The following is a 17584-nucleotide window of genomic DNA, read 5'->3' as shown; positions in this document are numbered from 1 at the left end:
ACCCTTCGCGACTGAGTTGATGAGTGATTAGCGTGAGCAATTCCTGCTTTTGCACAGCTGGTAGCTCTGTGACTTGTAGCTCTAGCTCCTTATAAGACCATTCCATAATCTGGCCCACCATATTTCTGTATATAAATACAGTGTAGACACAGTTAACTCATACATAGCCAATCGGATTAATCATGTGCCCAGACCGTCATCCTGACGAAAGTCAGGATCTCCATGCAGGAAGATACCGGGTCCGTCATGCTGAACTTGATTCAGTACCGGTATGACTGGACTTTAAATACGGTATTGTTATCAGTCACTGATCACTTCTTTAATCGGATGGGTATAAATACATAGACCGGGTGTATTTTTTGGCTCTTTATGAGTCTGTTTATTCGTTGTGTATGGCCGTTTACGGCCATCATAGCCTGCTGGTGTCGCGACTTTTCTTGTTAATTTCGATTACAAATCCCCCTTTTTTCAGCACATCAATATGTGATATTCCTCGCATTTCATGACATTGAATCTGTGTCTGCCTCCGGAAAATTTTGCGTACTTTTAAATTAAAATGCGTTTCTGGGGTAGGGCCCTGCAGCATTCTTATTCTATATTTTCATTTATTAACAACTACTTGCATTTGTTCTGTCGTGTCGAGAGCGATGAGGCACTCTGGTCAGAATGAAATGTTATGCAAATGTTTACCGTTGCGCGAGCCATGGATTAGAAATTCTAATGGTAGCGTCCGCTTGTGCCAGCGGAAATTGAAGAGTACTTTTTTCCACACTTAACGATTTCGTGTTGCTTAATCGTTGATCAATGCCCCGTTAAGGGAGTGTTCTGCTGTTGCAGTACGGTTTAATCAGAACAAAGGACGTTATATGAGTGACCTGGTTAATGGCATAAATAGTTATATATGGAGCTTACCGCTGATCTATCTGTGTCTGGGGGTAGGTTTGTATTTCTCGCTGCGTACCCGCTTTTTGCAGATCCGACATATCAAGGAAATGGTGCGGCTGATGTTCAAGGGCGAAGCCTCGCCCGCGGGTATCACTTCCTTTCAGGCTCTGACCCTGTCACTGTCCGGTCGAGTCGGTACCGGTAACATCGCCGGCGTAGCCACCGCCATCACCTTCGGTGGTCCCGGTGCCGTGTTCTGGATGTGGGTCGTGGCCTTCTTTGGCGCCGGTACCGCCTTCGTGGAATCGACCCTGGCGCAGATCTACAAGGAAAAAGACGACAACGGCCTCTATCGCGGTGGTCCGGCCTACTACATCGAAAAAGGCCTGGGCATGAAGTGGTATGCCTGGGTCTTCGCCTTCGCCACCATTATCGGCTGTGGTCTGCTGCTGCCGAGCGTTCAGGCCAACAGCATCGCCTCCGGTATCGAGAATGCCTTCGGAATTTCGACCTCTGTGTCTGCCGCCGTGGTGGTGGTCTTGCTGGGGCTGATTATCTTCGGTGGCGTCAAGCGGATTGCCAATTTCACCCAGATAGTGGTGCCCTTCATGGCGTTGGGCTACATACTGGTGGCCTTTGTTGTTATCGCGATGCACATCGAAAGGCTGCCCGATGTGGTCGGCCTCATCGTCGGTAGTGCCTTCGGCATGAAAGCCGGTTTTGGTGCCATCCTGGGTCTGGCCATCGAGTGGGGTGTCAAGCGTGGCATCTACTCCAACGAAGCCGGTCAGGGTACGGGTCCGCACCCGGCGGCGGCGGCCGAAGTCTCTCACCCGGCCAAGCAGGGTCTGGTGCAGGGCTTCTCGGTTTATGTAGACACCCTGTTTGTCTGCACCGCCACCGCCTTCATGATCATCATCACCGGTGCCTACAACGTCATGGGCAAGGCCGGTGAGGCCATTGTCGAGCAACTGCCCGGCGTAGAGGCCGGCCCGGGTTATACCCAGGCGGCAGTGGAGTCGGTGATGCCCGGCTTCGGTGGTACCTTCGTGGCGGTGGCGCTGTTCTTCTTCGCCTTCACCACCATTCTGGCCTACTACTATATTGCCGAAACCAACGTGGCCTATATCAACCGGCATATACATCGTCCCTGGATGATCTTCCTGCTGAAGTTCGCCCTGATGGGCTCGGTGGTGTACGGTTCGGTCAAGACTGCCGAGCTGGCATGGGGTCTGGGTGACATCGGTGTGGGTCTGATGGCCTGGCTGAACATCGTTGCCATCCTGCTGCTGCAGAAGCCGGCGCTGATCGCCCTGAAAGACTACGAGGCACAGAAGGCGCAGGGTCTGGATCCGACCTTCGACCCGGTTAAACTGGGTATCAAGAACGCCGATATCTGGGTCAAGGACAGCAACACCAGGGGCAGCAAAGCCAAAACCGCTGCCGACGAGGTGGTGACCGATGCTCAGGTAGAGCGCGGCTAGGTTATCCGAAACACTGTTGCTGCAAAGGCCGGGCTTAGCCCGGCCTTTTCGGTTCAGGCTCCCGTATGCCGGGATGACTGTCTCCATTTTCAGATCCCGGTTGCACCTATACTCGGTAATCGATAACGTTTTGATAACGGCGAGCACATCCGCCAATTCACCTGTTAGGGAGACGCCTGTGGACAGTTCAAATTCTCTGTGGCAAACCGGCTGGTACTGCGATGGTCAGTGGCGTAATGGCGCCGGCCAGTATGAGGTTTACAACCCCGCCAGCGGCGAACTGCTGGCGAAGGTGACGAAATGTGGCAGCGAAGAGACACAGGCCGCCATTGCCGCGGCCGAGCAGGCCTTCGAGGGCTGGCGCCACACCACGGCCAGGGAGCGGGGGGCGGTATTGCGCCGCTGGTTCGAGCTGATGATGGCGCATCAGGACGAATTGGCCACCTTGATGGTGCTGGAGCAGGGCAAACCCCTGGCCGAAGCCAAAGGCGAAGTGGCCTACGCCGCCAGCTTTCTCGAATGGTTTGCCGAAGAGGCCAAGCGGGCCTACGGCGAGACCATTCCCAGCCCCAAGGCCGAAAACCGTCTCTGGGTCATCAAACAGCCGGTGGGAGTGGTGGCGGCGATCACGCCCTGGAACTTCCCCATCGCCATGCTGACCCGCAAGCTGGGTCCGGCCATTGCCGCCGGTTGTACCGCCGTGGTCAAGGCATCGAGCGAAACCCCGCTGTGTGCCAATGCGCTGGCGGTGCTGGCCGAACGGGCGGGCATGCCACCGGGGGTGCTCAATCTGGTGTCCGGCGATGCCGGGGCCATCGGTGATGCGCTGATGCGCAGTTCCGTGGTACGCAAGTTGTCCTTTACCGGCTCGACCAACATCGGCAAGCAACTGATGCACCAGGCCGCCGCCACAGTGAAGAAGCTGTCGCTGGAGCTGGGTGGCAATGCGCCCTTCATCGTGTTCGACGATGCGGATCTGGACGCCGCCGTGGCCGGGGCCATGGCCTCCAAGTTTCGCAACACCGGCCAGACCTGTGTCTGCGTCAACCGCTTCTTTGTTCAGGACGGCATCTACGACGCCTTCGTGCAGAAGCTGGCCGATGCCGCCGGCGCCCTGAAGGTGGCCGAGGGGCTGACCCCGAACGCCCAGCAGGGGCCCTTGATTAATCGGGCGGCACTGAAAAAGGTGGAACAGCACGTCAGCGACGCCCTCGCCAAAGGGGGCCGGCTGGTCTGTGGAGGCCAGCCACACAAGCTGGGCGGCACCTTCTATCAGCCGACCGTGATTGCCGACGCCAGTGAAGACATGCTGCTGGCCGAGGAAGAAACCTTCGGCCCAGTGGCCGCCTGTTTCCGTTTTCACGACGAGGAAGAGGTCATCAAGCGGGCCAATGCCACGCCTTTCGGTCTGGCCGCCTACTTCTATACCCGGGATCTGAACCGGGTATTCCGGGTCTCGGAGGCGCTGGAGTCGGGCATGGTGGGGGTGAACGAGGGGATAATTTCCAACGAGGTCGCGCCCTTCGGTGGCGTCAAGGAGTCGGGGCTGGGCCGCGAAGGTTCCCATATCGGGCTGGATGAGTTTCTCGAAACCAAATACGTCAACCTGGGCAACCTGACCGGCTAGGCACCGGCTGGCGGGCACAAAAAAGGGCGCGGCGTTCCGCGCCCTTGTTGTTTTTATCGCGATGCCGTTACTGGCTCAGCAGGGCTTCCATGGCGGCTTCGGCCTGTTCGCCACTCAGCTTGTCGGGGGCGGCCTTGGCCTTGACCTTGGTGCCGGCCTGCGGCGCGGCAGTGGCGGCGGTTGACGTTGCTGCCGGCACCTGCCCGGCTTCCAGTGCCTTAAGCTTGGCTTCGGCGGCCTTTAACTGCTGCTGCGCCGCTTTCAAATCGTCGTGCAGTTGCTCCTGCCCGGCCTGTGCCGAGGTCGGTGCCGGCTCGGCGAGGGAGGTGGTCAATGCCGACGGGGCCGCCGGCTGGCTCAGCCAGTCCTGCATGGCCTGAGGCCATACCGCGGCCTTGCCGGTATGAGACTCGGTAAAGACCCTGGTTTGCTCGCCGTTATTGAGCAATGCCGCCATCTGGTTGGTTTGAGAGTTCCATACCAGGCTGGCGCGTTCTGCTCCCTGTTGCGGATCGTAACGAGAAGCCAGATAAAACAGCGGGCCTTCCTGTTGCAGCTCGGTGGCGGTGCTCAGTAGCTTGACCGTGGTGTCGTAGTTGGGGCCGAGCAGGCCGGTCATGCGGGTCTTGATCAGGGGTTGTTCCAACAGCTTGGTGCTGTTGGGATCCAGCCCGACCATGGGCTTGAGCAGGGCCCACATCAACTGGCCCTGGCCCATGGCCAGCAGGGGGGCAACACAACCGCTCAGCAGCAGGGTGAGTGCGGCCACTTTCAATAGGGGGTAAAGACGCATCTGGAAATCCATTTAATATAATAAAAACAATGTTTTACCTAAACGAGTCCAGATCGGAATCTGGCTGCAGGATAAGGTGCGCGCACGGTATCACACATCGCTGAAAAAGCAGCCGGCTGCGCGAAAAATAATCCGGCGGTGCGCGGCCGTTTTTTGAACGACTTTCCGGGACTCTGCTCGGCATAAGCCCCGGTTTAAATGACGATTTTATCACCGGATGGGCAGTGAAGCCGGCTCGGATACGGCGAGGCAGCAGGCATGATTTCGGCGACATTTTCTGGCACTCTTGCCTTTTTTCATGGGGATAATCGATGAGAGCAGCAGCCAAAGCGGCCCTATTGATGCGGGGTGTGATGCTGGGAGTGGTGCTGGGTGTGATGTTGAGCCTGATGCTGGCGGCCTGCACCGACTCGAGGTCGCGAGAGATCCGCCTGCTGAGCGGTGCCGAGCCCGCCGAGCTGGCACGAAACCATCTGGCCGGGGCCGTACTGGAACAGCAGGGGTTTACCGTGATCATAGAAGCAGCCCCGCTGGGGCAAATCTGGCAGCGGCTGTGGGCCGGCAAGGCCGACGCCAGCCTGTCGGTGTGGCTGCCCGAGGCATCGGCACCCTTTGTGGAACGCTTTTTCGATCGGCTGCACGATCTGGGTCCCAGGGACGGCATGCTTGCGAGCGAAGCCGGGCGGTGGCCGGCCGGGGACCGGCCCCATACCCTGGTGCGGCGCAGCCTGGAACAGGAGGCGCCGGAGGCCTTTTCGATACTGGCAGCGCTGCGCTGGCAAGCGGAGGATCTCGAACGGATCATGAGCCATTGGCAGCAAGACGGTGATTGGCCACGGGCGGCCAGAGCCTGGCTGGAAGCCCGTCCCGTCGAGCCGACCCCCGAGCCACAGCCCTGATTTCGCAACTGCTGGGCTCTTGTGTTATTCCTGCGACACCTCACTGATGAACGGCACGGCCAGTGGCTCCAGGCCCGGCAGGCAGCCGTGTCTGGCCGTACGGAGCAGCCCTTCAATCTGCTCGGCCGACTTGGGTTTGCTGATGAAGTAGCCCTGAATGGAATGGCAGTGCAGCTTGCGCAGAAAGGTCAGCTGGGCCTCGGTTTCCACCCCCTCGGCCACCACCCTCAGGTTGAGGTTTTTCGACAGCGTCACTATGGCCTGCAGTATGGCTTCGTGACTGGGATCGCCACCAATGTCGTTGACGAATGAACGATCGATTTTCAACACATCCAGCGGCAGCATTTTCAGATAACTGAGCGATGAATAGCCGGTGCCGAAATCGTCCAGCGAGACCTGTATGCCCTGCTGATTGATGTTGCGCAGCACGCCGACGGCGACCTCGGGATCTTTCATCACCGCGCTTTCGGTGATTTCCAGCTCCAGTTGCGACGGCTTGAGCCCGGTTTCCTTCAGTATGCTGTCCAGGGTACTCAGCAGCGATTTGTTCTCCAGCTGTCGGACCGACAGGTTGACCGACATGGAGACCTCTTCGGACAGCAGACCGGATTGATGCCAATGGTGGAGCTGGTGACAGGCCTGGCGCAGCACCCATTCGCCAATCGGCACTATCAGCCCGGTTTCCTCGGCAATGGTGATAAATTGCCCCGGTAACACCAGGGGCTGCCCTTCCGGCTGCCAGCGCAGCAGTGCCTCCAGGCCGATAATCCGGCCGCTGGCGATATCGACCTGGGGCTGATAGGTCAGGAAAAATTCATTGCGATCCAGGGCATGGCGCAGCCGGTTTTCCAGATCCAGGGTCTGGGTGACCTTGTGTTGCATTTCACTGGTGAAAAACTGGAAATTGTTTCGCCCACAGGCCTTGGCCTGATACATGGCCATGTCGGCACACTTCAGCAAGGCATGGGCGTTATCGGCGGAGCCCGGATAGAGGGCAATGCCGATACTGGTGCCGATAAAGACCTCATTCCCCTTGATCATGAAGGGTTCGGCCAGGGCATCTATCAGTTTCTGGGCCACGATCGCCGGCCCATGGGAGTGGTCGATTTCTTCCAGGATCACCGTAAATTCGTCTCCCCCCAGACGGCTGATGGTGTCTCCGTCGCGGATGCGATCCTGCAGCCGCAGTGCGGCTTGCTGCAGTAGCTGATCCCCGGCTTCATGACCCAGGGTATCGTTCACCTGCTTGAAGCGATCCAGATCCAGAAACAGCAGGGCGAGGGTGTGCTGGTGACGATCGGTGCGGGCAAAGGCCTGAGCGAGCAGCTTGAGGAACATGCCGCGGTTGGCCAGACCGGTCAGGGGATCGTACTGCGCCAGGTAGGTCAACTTCTGTTCGGTCTGTTTGCGCTCGCTGATATCCTGAAACACCAGCACCATACCCGGGCTATCGGAATCTTTATCATTGATCGGGCTGGCGGTGAATTCGACCGGAAAACACGCGCCGTCACGACGATGAAACCATCGCTGATCGTCCTGCAGGCGGCGTCTGGCCAGGCAGGCAAGATGCAGCTCGCTGTTTTCGAACGGCAATAGGGATTTTTCCATTCCCTGGATATGTGCGAAATGGAGCCCGATCAGTTCATTATGCTGATAGCCGAGCAGTCGCCTGGCGGCCGGATTGGCGAAGGTGATGTGCCCCTGCACATCCAGACTGAGGATCCCCTCGGCCGTGGATTTCAGCAACAGTTCCTGATGACCGCGCAATTGCCTCAGCTCCAGCAGGCTGTGCTCCAGCAGTGTCTTGTGCTTGGACAGTTCGAGGAAGAAGCGCACCTTGCTCAGCAGTATCCGGGGTTGCACCGGCTTGAACAGATAATCGACGGCGCCCACGTTATAGCCCTTGAATTCAAAGGCGTCTTCCTTGTCGGCTGCGGTCACGAAGATGATGGGAATATGCTGGCTACTCTGGTGGCCGCGGATCAGCTCTGCGGTTTCGAAGCCGTCCATTTCCGGCATCATCACATCCAGCAGGATCAGGGCAAACCGATGACGCAACAGCAGGGCGAGGGCTTCCATGCCGGATAACGCATAATGAACGTCTGCGTCCACGTCCTCCAGGATCCGGGTCATGGAGCGGATGTTTTCTATCCGGTCATCGACCACCAGTATGGCGGGGCGCTGTATTTCATGGCGCATGGAAAGCTCTCTTATCATGGTTGTCTCGGCCCGGCACGATACCGGTGTTGTCATGGGGGTAAGCAGATTGATCATGGTTGGCCAGGGGCAAGTCGTGACAGCAGGCGGGCGATATCCTGCAGGCCGAGTACCCGGTCTACCCGGGTTGCCTTCAGCGCCGACCTGGGCATAACGTCGGCCAGGGCCGTCTCCGGATCCTGGACCACTGCCAGTCCGCCGGCCGCCTTCAGCCGGGCCAGTCCGGCACTGCCATCGGAATTGGCGCCGGTCAGGATAATACCGGCGAGCCGGTCGGCATAGACATCGGCGGCACTCTCGAACAGCACATCAATCGACGGGCGGGAATAGCTGACCCTGGCATCGACCGACAGGCTGAAGTGCCCCTGCTGTTCCAGCAACAGATGGTATCCGGCAGGGGCCAGATAGACATGACCGCCCTGCAGCGATTGTTTGTCTTCGGCCTCGATCACCGGCAGGGCACAGTGCCGGCCGAGGAAGGTGTCCAGATGACCCACAACGCCTTCCCGTCGATGCAGCACCACGATCACCGGCAGGGCAAAATCGGCGGGCAGTTGCTCTAGTAGTATCGGCAAGGCCTGTATGGCTCCAGCTGAACCACCGATGACCACGGCATCACAGGGGCGGTTCATTTATTTGTCCGCCGGCTTTGCAGCAGCCTGGTCATCATGGCGCCGCTGAGCGGAGGATGGATAAAAAAGCCCTGAACACAGTCACAGCCATGTTCCTGGAGGAATGCCGCCTGCTCCCGGGTTTCAACCCCTTCGGCTATCAGGTCAAAGCCCAGGGTATGGGCCATGCTGATAATGGTTTTGATCACGGCATCATTCTTGGCGTCCTGTCCTATCTTGTTGACGAAGGGCTGGGCCAGCTTCAGGCTGTCGATCGGCAGACAATGGATTTGATTGAAAGAAGAGTAGCCGGTACCGAAGTCGTCCAGCGCGATGCGCATCCCCGACGCCCTGAGCTGCTCAAGCCTTTGGGTAATGACTTCCAGCTCGTCTTTCAGGGTGTTTTCGGTCAGCTCCAGGTTGACACTGTGCTCGGGCAGGCCGTGTCTGGCCAGTATTGCCTGTATGGTGGATACGCTGTCATCGCGTGTCAGCTGCCGACTGGAAATATTGAGCGCCAGCATGACCCCTTCATCGAGCAGGCCGGCCTGGCACCAGCGTTGAAATTGCCCGCAGGCCTGATCGAATATCCACTCACCCAGTTCGCTCATGATCCCCATGCGTTCCGCCAGGGGAATAAAGCGGGCCGGGTTGATCATGCCCATTTCAGGGTGTCGCCAGCGCAACAGCACCTCGATACCGACCAGGTTCCCGGTGGTCAGATTAACCTGGGGCTGGTAGTGCAGCGATAATTGCTGCTCTTTCACACGGAGAGCATGACGCAGATCCTGCTCGAGCCGTATCCGCTCCATGGCGGCTCTGTGCATGTCCGGGGCGTAAAACTGATAGTTGTTGCGTCCCTGTGCCTTGGCCTGGTAAAGGGCGGTATCGGCGGCCTTTACCAGCTCTTCCGCTTCGTCACTGCAGGCCGGGTAGGTGGCGATGCCGATACTGGGGCTGATAAACACCTGATAGTTGTCCAGCTGGTGCGGGGGAGCCAGGCTGCCAAGGATCTTCTGGGCCACCACGGCGGCGTCCTGGGGCTGGCTGATGTCATCCAGCACGATGGCAAACTCGTCTCCGCCCAGGCGGGCCACCAGATCACTGCGTCTCAGGTTGTCTTTTAGACGTTGGGCGACGCTTTTCAGCAGGTGAGCATTACCATCAAGGGGAGCCGCCTCGGTCTGCGGCGTCACCAGGCTGTACTGGATACGCTGGGCCACGCTCTGCAGCAGTTTGTCGCCGGTATCATGGCCCAGGGTATCGTTGATATCCTTGAAATGATCCAGATCCAGCAGCAGCACCGCCATGTTGCCCTTGCGTCGCCGGGCCCGGGCAATCGACAGGTTGAGGAAGTCGTGAAACAGGGCGCGGTTGGCCAGGCCGGTCAGGGGATCATACTGGGCCAGCTCCAGCAGCTTTTGCTCGGTCTGCTTGCGCAGGCTGATATCCTGGAAGACGATGACACCGCCGACAAAGCTGCCCGCCTCGTCCTTCAGCGGGGCACTGGTGTACTCGGCGGGGATGGCCTGCTGCTCCCGGCTCCAGAGCCGGGTATCGTGCACCCGATAGGGCTGACCGTCCTGATAGGCCATATAGATGGTCGACTGCTCCCAGTGGGGCAGCTCCTGCTCCTGTGCGCCGAACAACAGTCGATGCAGGTGGCAGCCCCGCAGCTGCTGCTCGGTATAGCCGAGGATCCGGGCGCCGGCGGCATTGGCAAACTGAATATGCCCCGACGGTGAGACACCCAGTATGCCCTCACCGGCACAGTTCAATAACAGCTGATATTGCCGTTTCATGGCCGTCAGTTCATGTTGATAGCTGTCCAGCGCCAGGAAAACCCGGATCTTGCTGAGCAGAATATCGCTGTCGACCGGCTTGATCAGGTAATCGACGGCACCCGACTGGTAGCCCTGAAAGATATACCGGCTGTCGGTATTCAGGGCCGTCATGAAAATAATGGGGATCTGCCGGGTTTCCTCATCCTGCCGGATCAGGCTGGCGGTTTCGAAGCCGTCCATTTCCGGCATCTGCACATCCATCAGGATCAGGGCAAAGTCGTGATGCAGGGTAAACGACAGCGCCGCATTGCCCGATTGCGCCAGAAAGACCTCTACCTCACAGTCTTTCAGCAGGCTCTCCATGGCATAGAGGTTTTCCGCCTTGTCGTCGACCACCAGGATCTTGGAACTGTGGGGCTTGATGATCATGATACCTCCCTGCTTGCCTGTTGCCCGGCTTGTTGCTCGAGTTGTTGCCCGGCTTGTTGCTCGAGCTGCTGCTCGAGCAGCTCTACCAGCCGAGTCTGTAGCCGGTTGATGTCCAACGGCTTGACCAGACAGGATACCGCCTCTTGCCGTAGCCAGGTTTCGGCCTGCTTTTGCTCCGTCGATGCCAGCAGCACCAGGGTCGGGCAGGGGGCCTCGTCTCCGTCCTGCAGGGCCCTTATCAGCTGGCGCGCCTGCTGATGTTCCTGCTGGTGTTCCTGATGGTGTGGCGGCATCAGGGCCATGATCAGAACGTCAATCCGGGATTCCGATGCCAATCGGGCCAGGGCGGTGGGGTAGCTGTCTGCCTTGATGACCCGGAATCCATGTTGTCGGAACTGTGCCGTCAGGGTAAAGCTGTTGCGCATGTCGCCGTCTACCAGCAGCAGGTTTTTTCCCCGGGCCAGTTCGGAGAGCCGGGGGGAAGGCTCAGCCTGCCGACCGGGGGATACCGAGTGTGGCTCAGAGGGTGTGGGCGGTTCGGTGTGAGGCCGAGTGGTCAGGGTCTCAAGCCGGAGCCTGCCGGATGAGGGCTTCAGCGGCAGCAGCAGGGTAAAGTGGCTACCCTGTCCCGGCCGACTCTGCAGGCTGATGCGACCGCCCAGCAGGCGAGCCAGTTCACGGCAGATGGCCAGCCCCAGGCCGGTACCTTCATAATAGCGGTTGATGGCCACATCTACCTGCTGAAAGGCCTCGAAAATGTCTGCCTGCTTGGCAGCGGCGATGCCGATACCGGTATCCGAGACCGTAAAGGCAATCGCTTCGTTTTCTTCCAGGCCGACGGTCAATGCGACTTCGCCCTGGTGGGTGAATTTGAGCGCGTTGGAGAGCAGGTTTTTCAGGATTTGCTGTAGTCGTTGGCGATCGGTATGCAGATCCTCGGGTAGATCGATCTGCTGGGTGACAGTGAAGGCGAGCTGCTTTTCGGCGGCGAGGGGAGCAAACTGGCTTTGCAGGTGCCTGAGCATATCGGCAACGGAGACCGGCTCCCAGTGCATGGCCATCTTGCCGGCTTCCACCTTCGACAAATCCAGAATATCGTTGATCAGCCGCAGCAGATCCTGTCCTTCCCGCCGGATGACGCCGGCGGCCTTGAGCTGCTCGCTGTTCAGGTTGCCTTCTTTGTTGGCGGCCAGTTGTTTGGCCAGGATCAGCAGGCTGTGCAGGGGGGTGCGCAGTTCATGGCTGATAGTGGCAAGAAAAGCGGACTTGTATCTGCTGGCCAGCTCCAGCGCCTCTCGTTCCTTGCGCTCGCTGATATCCTGAAACACCAGTACCACACCGGTAAATTTCCCATGCTGATCGTGCAGCGGGCTGAGGGTATATTCGACCGGAAACCGGTGTCCGCCCGCATGGCGAAACCAGTGCTGATCGCAGGTGCTGCTGCCGGCGTTGGCGCCATGCCGGGACAGGGTGTCGATGAGCCAGGCTTCATCGGCCGCTTGCTGTTCGGTCAACAGTAAAAAGTCGGTCAGGGAAGAGCCGGTGACCTGGCTGACATCCAGACCCAGCAGGTGGGCGGCCGCCGGGTTGGCAAAGCCGACGTGCCCGCCGAGATCCAGACTCAGTATGCCTTCACCGACCGAACGCAGCAGTAATTCATTGTTATCCCGCAGCTGGTGGACTTCGCGCAGGCTCTGCTGCAGTTGTTGCTGCTGACGGGCCAGTTGCAGGAATACCCGGACCTTGCTGAGCAATATAGAGGGCTGCAGGGGCTTGAACAGGTAGTCGACGGCACCGAGATCATAGCCCTTGCCCTCGAACGACTGATCCTTGTCGGCGGCGGTGACGAAGATAATGGGTACGTGCTGGCTGGCCCGGTTACCGCGGATCAGGCCGGCGGTCTCGAAGCCGTCCATTTCCGGCATCATCACATCCAGCAGGATCACGGCGAAGTCATGGCGCAGGATCAGGGCCAGGGCCTCATACCCCGAGTGGGCGGTGATAATCTCCGCCTGTAGTCCGGCCAGTACACGCTGCAGGGAATGCAGGTTTTCGGGTCTGTCATCCACCGCCAGTATCTTGGGGAGTGTGGCTGCCTGGCCGGCAGCCGGGGTCGGGGACGGCTCAACGGTCAAGGTGGGTACCCCGCGAGGGAACGCGCTTGAAAATGCGTTGTGGGTAAACCTGGTCTTCAAAATAGTGTTGTACCGCCGAAAATTTCAGTGATTCCTTGTTGCCGAGGCACAGGAAGCCGCGGGGGCTCAGGCTGTCATGCAGCAGGGTCAGCACCCTGTCCTGCAATTGCTGATCGAAATAGATCAGCACATTGCGGCAAATCACCACCTGCATCTCGCCAAAGACACCGTCGGTGGCCAGGTTGTGGTTGGCAAAGGTGACATTGTCCTTGAGCGACTCATGCATCTTGGCCGCGCCGTACTTGGCATGGTAGTAATCGGAGAAAGAGCGGCGGCCACCGGCCCGGATATAATTCTCGCTGTATTGCTGCATCTGTTTGAGGGAATAGATCCCTTCCCTGGCGACGGCCAGAGAGTGGTTGTTGTAGTCGGTGGCGTAGATCTGGGTCCGTTCGTAGAGACCTTCTTCCTTGAGCAGGACAGCCAGGGAGTAGACTTCTTCACCGGTGGCGCAGCCCGCATGCCAGATCTTGATGAAGGGGTAGGTCTTCAACACCGGGATCACCTCTGTGCGCAAGGCCGCAAAAAAGTCGGGATCCCGGAACATGTCGGTCACGGTTACCGACATGAATTTCAGAAAGTCGTCAAAAAACACCTTGTCATGCAGAATGGGCGGGATCAGATCGGCCACCCGACTGACGCCGGCTTGCCGCATGCTCTGTGCCACCCGCCGCTTGAGCGAGGCCTGGGCATAGTGACGGAAATCGTAGCCATAGCGGCGAAAAATGGCCTCCAGCAACAGCTCCAGTTCTATTTTTTCCAGCGCTTTCCGGGCCTCTGTCATCTGAACAACCATACCCTCATCATCGAAATCAGCTTGTCCACATCGACCGGCTTGGTGCAATAGTCATTGGCGCCGGCTGCTATGCTCCTGGCCTTGTCGTCGGGCATGGCCTTGGCGGTGAGCGCAATGATCGGCAGGGACTTGAACCGGGCCTGCTGACGGATTCTACGCATGGCTTCATAGCCGTCCATGACCGGCATCATGATATCCATCAATACCAGCTCGATATCCTGCTCTTCTTCCAGTTTCTGCAGGGCCAGCTCGCCGTTGTCGGCCATGCTGACCTCCAGGCCATGTTCGCGCAGTACCTTGGACAGGGCATAGGTATTGCGCAGATCATCGTCTACCAGCAGTATCTTGCGGCCCTGCAGCAGCTGCTCCGGGCTGTGCAGCATCTGGATGATATTGCGCTGACTGAGCGGCAGGGACGACTCTACGCTGTGCAGGAACAGGGTGGTTTCATCGAGCAGACGCTCCGGGGAGCTGACGCCCTTGATGACGATGCTGCTGGTGTATTCGCTCAGCTCCTTGTATTCCTCGGTCGTCAGCTCCCGTCCCGTGTACACCACTATGGGCGGCAGGGATATCTGCTGGTCCTGGCTGATCTGGTTGAGCAGTTCGAAGCCGCTGATGTCGGGCAGGCTCAAATCCAGGATCACGCAATCGAAGGCGCCGCTGGCCAGCTTGTCATAGGCTTCCCGCCCGGTGCCGACCGCGCAGATGTCCACATCCTTGTTGGCAATCAGCCGGGTTACCGCCTGGCGGTTATGGCTGTCGTCCTCGACCAGCAATACATGCTTGATTGACGCCTGCAACAGGGACTCCATTTTGTCGAACAGGGCCTCGACTTCCTCTCCCGTTACCGGTTTGGTCAGGAAGCCCACGGCGCCCATCTGCAGTACCTCGTTGTTCCTGTCCTCGGCCGACAGTATATGCACCGGGATATGCCGGGTCTTGATGTTCTGCTTGAGCTGCTCCAGCACCTGGCGGCCGCCGATATCGGGCAGCCCCAGATCCAGGATAATGGCGCTGGGCTGATACTCTTCCGCCAGCTGCAGGCCGCTGCTGCCGGTCAGGGCAGTCAGGCACCGGTATCCCTTGTCGCGGGACAGGCCGAGCAGGATTTTGGCAAAGGCCGGATCGTCTTCGATGATCAGCACCGACTTGTCACCCGGCGTCAGTGTCTCCCGGTCGTCATCGGGCGCCGGCATGACGGGCTTGACGGACGGGGCAGGCGCCGGCGTCTCCGTCTTCTGTGCCGGGGCCAGGGGGTGAACCGGTGCCACGGTGGCGGTCTGCGGTTCGCTCACCCGGGCCGGTGACGAGCCGTTGACAAAACGCTGGAATGGCACATAGGTCTTGCCCTGCTCGCCGGCGGCCTCTGTCGTCTGCCCCGACTGGGCCTCCAGCGGCAGATACAGGGTAAAGGTACTGCCCTGGCCTTCTTCACTCTGCAGCTGGATTTCGCCGCCCAGCAGCTTGACCATCTCCCGGGAAATGGTCAGCCCCAGTCCGGTGCCGCCATAGATCCGGCTGATGGAGCCGTCTCCCTGCTGGAAGGCTTCAAACACCGACTGTTGCTTGTCGGCCGCCATGCCGATACCGGTGTCGATGACCGCAAAGGCGAGCACCTGCCCCGGTATCAGGGCCGGATTATTGAACCGGACCGCCGGGTCGGGTCGGTATACCTTCAGGCGCACCGAGCCCCGAGGGGTGAATTTGAGGCCGTTGGACAAGAGGTTGCGCATTACCTGTTCGACGCGCAGCAGATCGCTGAAGATGCTGGCGGGGAGGCCGGATGCTTTCTCCAGCACCAGCTCTATGCCCTTGTCGGCGGCGATGGGGCTGAACTGGCTGCGCAGGTTGTCGATCAGGATGTCGATGGCCATCTGCTCGAAGTGGATATCCAGTTTGCCGGCCTCCACCTTGGACAGGTCCAGGATGTCGTTGATCAGGCCGAGCAGGGCCTTGCCGCCCTGATAAATCACCTTGGCATCTTCCTGCTGTTCTTCGGTCAGATTGCCCTGGCGGTTGTTGGCCAGCGACTGGGAAAGGATCAGCAGGCTGTTGAGGGGGGTGCGCAATTCATGGGACATATTGGCCAGAAATTCCGACTTGTACTGGCTGGCCAGGGACAAGTCACGGGCCTGTATTTCCACCGCCTGTTTGGCCAGCTCGATATCGCGGTTTTTTTCTTCGGTCTCGGCCTTCTTGCGCTCCAGCTCCTCGGTGCGCTCTTCCAGCTCGCTATTCAGCTGCTGCAGCTCTTCGCCCCTGCTGCGCAGGGCGGCTTCCGACTTGACCAGCATCTCGGCATGCTCTTCCAGCTCTTCATTGGCGGCCTTCAGCTCTTCCTGCTGGGTCTGCAGCTCTTCCGACTGCTGCTTGGACTCTTCCAGCAACTGAACCAGTTGTTGCTGGGTGCGAGCCACGTGGATGCCGATGGCGATGCTGTGTGTCACCTTATCGAGAAACTCCAGCTCTATGTCGCTGAAACGACGGTTCACGCCCAGCGCCAGCACCGCCTCGACCTCGTCTTCATGGATCAGCGGCAGCACAATGACGTCACCCGGCCGAGACTCGCCCATGCCGGCATTGATGGTTAACAGCTGTTGCTGATCGTCGGGCATCTGGCTACAGAGAATACTCTGTTGCTCCAGGGCGGCCTGCCCGATCAGCCCCTCGCCGAAGCGGAACTCGTTATCGCTGTTGTTGCGTTTTTTATAGGCATAGCTGGTGACCAGCCGCAAGCGCTCGCCTTCCGCCAGGTAGCAGACCCCGACCTGGGCCTTGAGGTAGCCGGCCAGCCAGGTCATCACCAGTTGTGTCAGGGAGAGCAGCTCATGTTCGCTGCGCATCTTGTAGTGCAGCTCGGCCAGCCCGGATTTCAGCCAGTCCTGTTCCGTTCTATGGGTAGCCAGACGCCTCAGGCTGTCGGACATCTGGTTGACGGACTGGGCCAGCTTGTCCTTCTCGCCCAAGACCTCTACTTGCCTGGAGAAATCCTCCGTTGCCGTGGCGGTGGTGACGGCTGCCACATGGCGCAGCCGTTGTACCATCTGATTGAAGGTATGGGCCAGGGCGCCGGTTTCATCATTCGAGTCTATTTCGATCTCGACATCGAGCTCGCCCCGTTCAAATTTTTTGCCGGCCCTGACCAGGCGCTTCAGGCGCCGGGTAATGCCCAGGGTGGCAAACAGCGACAAGCCGACTCCCGAGACGATGAGCACCAGGGCACAGATGATGAATGCCGTGCGGGTCAATTCGGTGGTGTCCTTGACCTGCTCCAGTTTTTCTTCCAGCTGTCGCTTTTCTATCGCCATCAGCGGGGCCAGCTTGGTTTTGATTTTTCCCAGCAGGGAGTTGTTCAAACGCAGGTTGTCAATCAGGGTCTGCTGCGTAAGTGCCTGGTTTTGTTGTATGTACAGGGCGATACCGGGTTCAACCCTGTTGGTAATCCAGTCATCGATCAGCCTGGTTAACTCGGCCAGATGAGTCAGTTTTTCAGGCTCGTCGGACCAGGCCTGCTGCAGTATATCCAGCGTCTGAATGAGCTGCTCGCGAGTTTCATAAAAGGTGCCGTAAAACATCTGGTCACCGGTACTCAGGTATCCCTGGGCATTGATGACCAGAGAGCGGATCAGGTTAGTGACCGTCAGGGTATGCTGGTAATTTTCATTTTCGCGAGCCAGCTCTGCATTGGCCTTGAGAAGGGCGTTGGTGTTGTATAGCACGACCATGATCAACACGGCGCCGATCAGCCCCCGCAACAGGCTGACCACTAAAAAACGTGAGGAGATCGACTCCTTGTACAATGTCATAAGGTGTTGCCTTCGTTCTGAATAGGTAAGGTGCTTGGGCACGGCAAGGGAGGCC

The 17584-nt window shown here is 58.9% G+C and carries 10 protein-coding genes; 3 read left to right on the top strand and 7 right to left on the bottom strand.

Features of this window, described 5'->3' with window-relative positions; translation table 11 throughout:
• Positions 1-866: 866 nt before the first annotated feature.
• Together HNR62_RS05675 and HNR62_RS05670 are read left to right on the top strand one after the other, a co-directional pair.
• Positions 867-2369, top strand: a complete 1503-nt coding sequence (locus HNR62_RS05675) for an alanine/glycine:cation symporter family protein (RefSeq protein ID WP_204795121.1) — start codon at positions 867-869, stop codon at positions 2367-2369.
• A gap of 178 nt (positions 2370-2547) precedes the next feature.
• Positions 2548-3996 (top strand): NAD-dependent succinate-semialdehyde dehydrogenase, encoded by a 1449-nt coding sequence (locus tag HNR62_RS05670; RefSeq protein WP_338044075.1) that lies wholly within the window; start codon positions 2548-2550, stop codon positions 3994-3996.
• Between the two features lie 67 nt (positions 3997-4063).
• Here the strand turns inward: HNR62_RS05670 and HNR62_RS05665 are convergent, their stop codons facing one another.
• Entirely contained in the window at positions 4064-4789 is a 726-nt protein-coding gene (locus tag HNR62_RS05665) for a hypothetical protein (protein ID WP_204795119.1), read from the bottom strand.
• A 311-nt stretch (positions 4790-5100) separates the two neighbouring features.
• On the opposite strand from HNR62_RS05665, the gene HNR62_RS05660 reads away from it, so the two are divergent.
• On the top strand, positions 5101-5688 hold the full coding sequence (locus HNR62_RS05660; RefSeq protein ID WP_204795118.1) for a glycine betaine ABC transporter substrate-binding protein: 588 nt from the start codon (positions 5101-5103) through the stop codon (positions 5686-5688).
• 24 nt (positions 5689-5712) lie between these two features.
• On the opposite strand, the gene HNR62_RS05655 is transcribed toward HNR62_RS05660, so the two are convergent.
• The 6 genes from HNR62_RS05655 to HNR62_RS05630 all read right to left on the bottom strand — a co-directional run bounded on the left by HNR62_RS05655 (position 5713) and on the right by HNR62_RS05630 (position 17529).
• Positions 5713-7887 carry a putative bifunctional diguanylate cyclase/phosphodiesterase gene (locus HNR62_RS05655; protein ID WP_204795117.1) on the bottom strand — a complete coding sequence of 725 codons (2175 nt, stop codon included), beginning with the start codon at positions 7885-7887 and terminating at the stop codon, positions 5713-5715.
• Between the two features lie 71 nt (positions 7888-7958).
• Positions 7959-8537, bottom strand: coding sequence for a chemotaxis protein CheB (locus tag HNR62_RS05650; protein WP_204795116.1), 579 nt, complete (start codon positions 8535-8537; stop codon positions 7959-7961).
• On the bottom strand, positions 8534-10729 hold the full coding sequence (locus tag HNR62_RS05645; RefSeq protein ID WP_204795115.1) for a two-component system response regulator: 2196 nt from the start codon (positions 10727-10729) through the stop codon (positions 8534-8536). Before HNR62_RS05645 ends, HNR62_RS05650 begins: the two co-directional genes overlap by 4 nt.
• Positions 10726-12864: a hybrid sensor histidine kinase/response regulator gene (locus tag HNR62_RS05640; RefSeq protein WP_204795114.1), complete on the bottom strand. Its 2139-nt coding sequence runs from the start codon at positions 12862-12864 to the stop codon at positions 10726-10728. The genes HNR62_RS05645 and HNR62_RS05640 overlap by 4 nt, the downstream gene beginning before the upstream one ends.
• Positions 12854-13708, bottom strand: a complete 855-nt coding sequence (locus HNR62_RS05635; protein ID WP_204795113.1) for a CheR family methyltransferase — start codon at positions 13706-13708, stop codon at positions 12854-12856. Before HNR62_RS05635 ends, HNR62_RS05640 begins: the two co-directional genes overlap by 11 nt.
• Entirely contained in the window at positions 13705-17529 is a 3825-nt protein-coding gene (locus tag HNR62_RS05630; protein WP_204795112.1) for a response regulator, read from the bottom strand. Before HNR62_RS05630 ends, HNR62_RS05635 begins: the two co-directional genes overlap by 4 nt.
• Positions 17530-17584: the final 55 nt, after the last annotated feature.

This window comes from Oceanisphaera litoralis (genome assembly GCF_016907015.1).
In the GTDB taxonomy this organism is placed as follows: domain Bacteria; phylum Pseudomonadota; class Gammaproteobacteria; order Enterobacterales; family Aeromonadaceae; genus Oceanimonas; species Oceanimonas litoralis.
The sequence above is the reverse complement of the archived record's forward strand: the minus strand, read 5'-3'. Positions and strand labels throughout refer to the sequence as shown.

Coding starts and splice junctions, on each gene's coding strand:
- HNR62_RS05655 (WP_204795117.1), bottom strand. CDS start 7,887: ATGCGCCATGAAATACAGCGCCCCGCCATACTGGTGGTCGATGACCGG.
- HNR62_RS05630 (WP_204795112.1), bottom strand. CDS start 17,529: ATGACATTGTACAAGGAGTCGATCTCCTCACGTTTTTTAGTGGTCAGC.
- HNR62_RS05635 (WP_204795113.1), bottom strand. CDS start 13,708: ATGACAGAGGCCCGGAAAGCGCTGGAAAAAATAGAACTGGAGCTGTTG.
- HNR62_RS05650 (WP_204795116.1), bottom strand. CDS start 8,537: ATGAACCGCCCCTGTGATGCCGTGGTCATCGGTGGTTCAGCTGGAGCC.
- HNR62_RS05665 (WP_204795119.1), bottom strand. CDS start 4,789: ATGCGTCTTTACCCCCTATTGAAAGTGGCCGCACTCACCCTGCTGCTG.
- HNR62_RS05660 (WP_204795118.1), top strand. CDS start 5,101: ATGAGAGCAGCAGCCAAAGCGGCCCTATTGATGCGGGGTGTGATGCTG.
- HNR62_RS05645 (WP_204795115.1), bottom strand. CDS start 10,729: ATGATCATCAAGCCCCACAGTTCCAAGATCCTGGTGGTCGACGACAAG.
- HNR62_RS05675 (WP_204795121.1), top strand. CDS start 867: ATGAGTGACCTGGTTAATGGCATAAATAGTTATATATGGAGCTTACCG.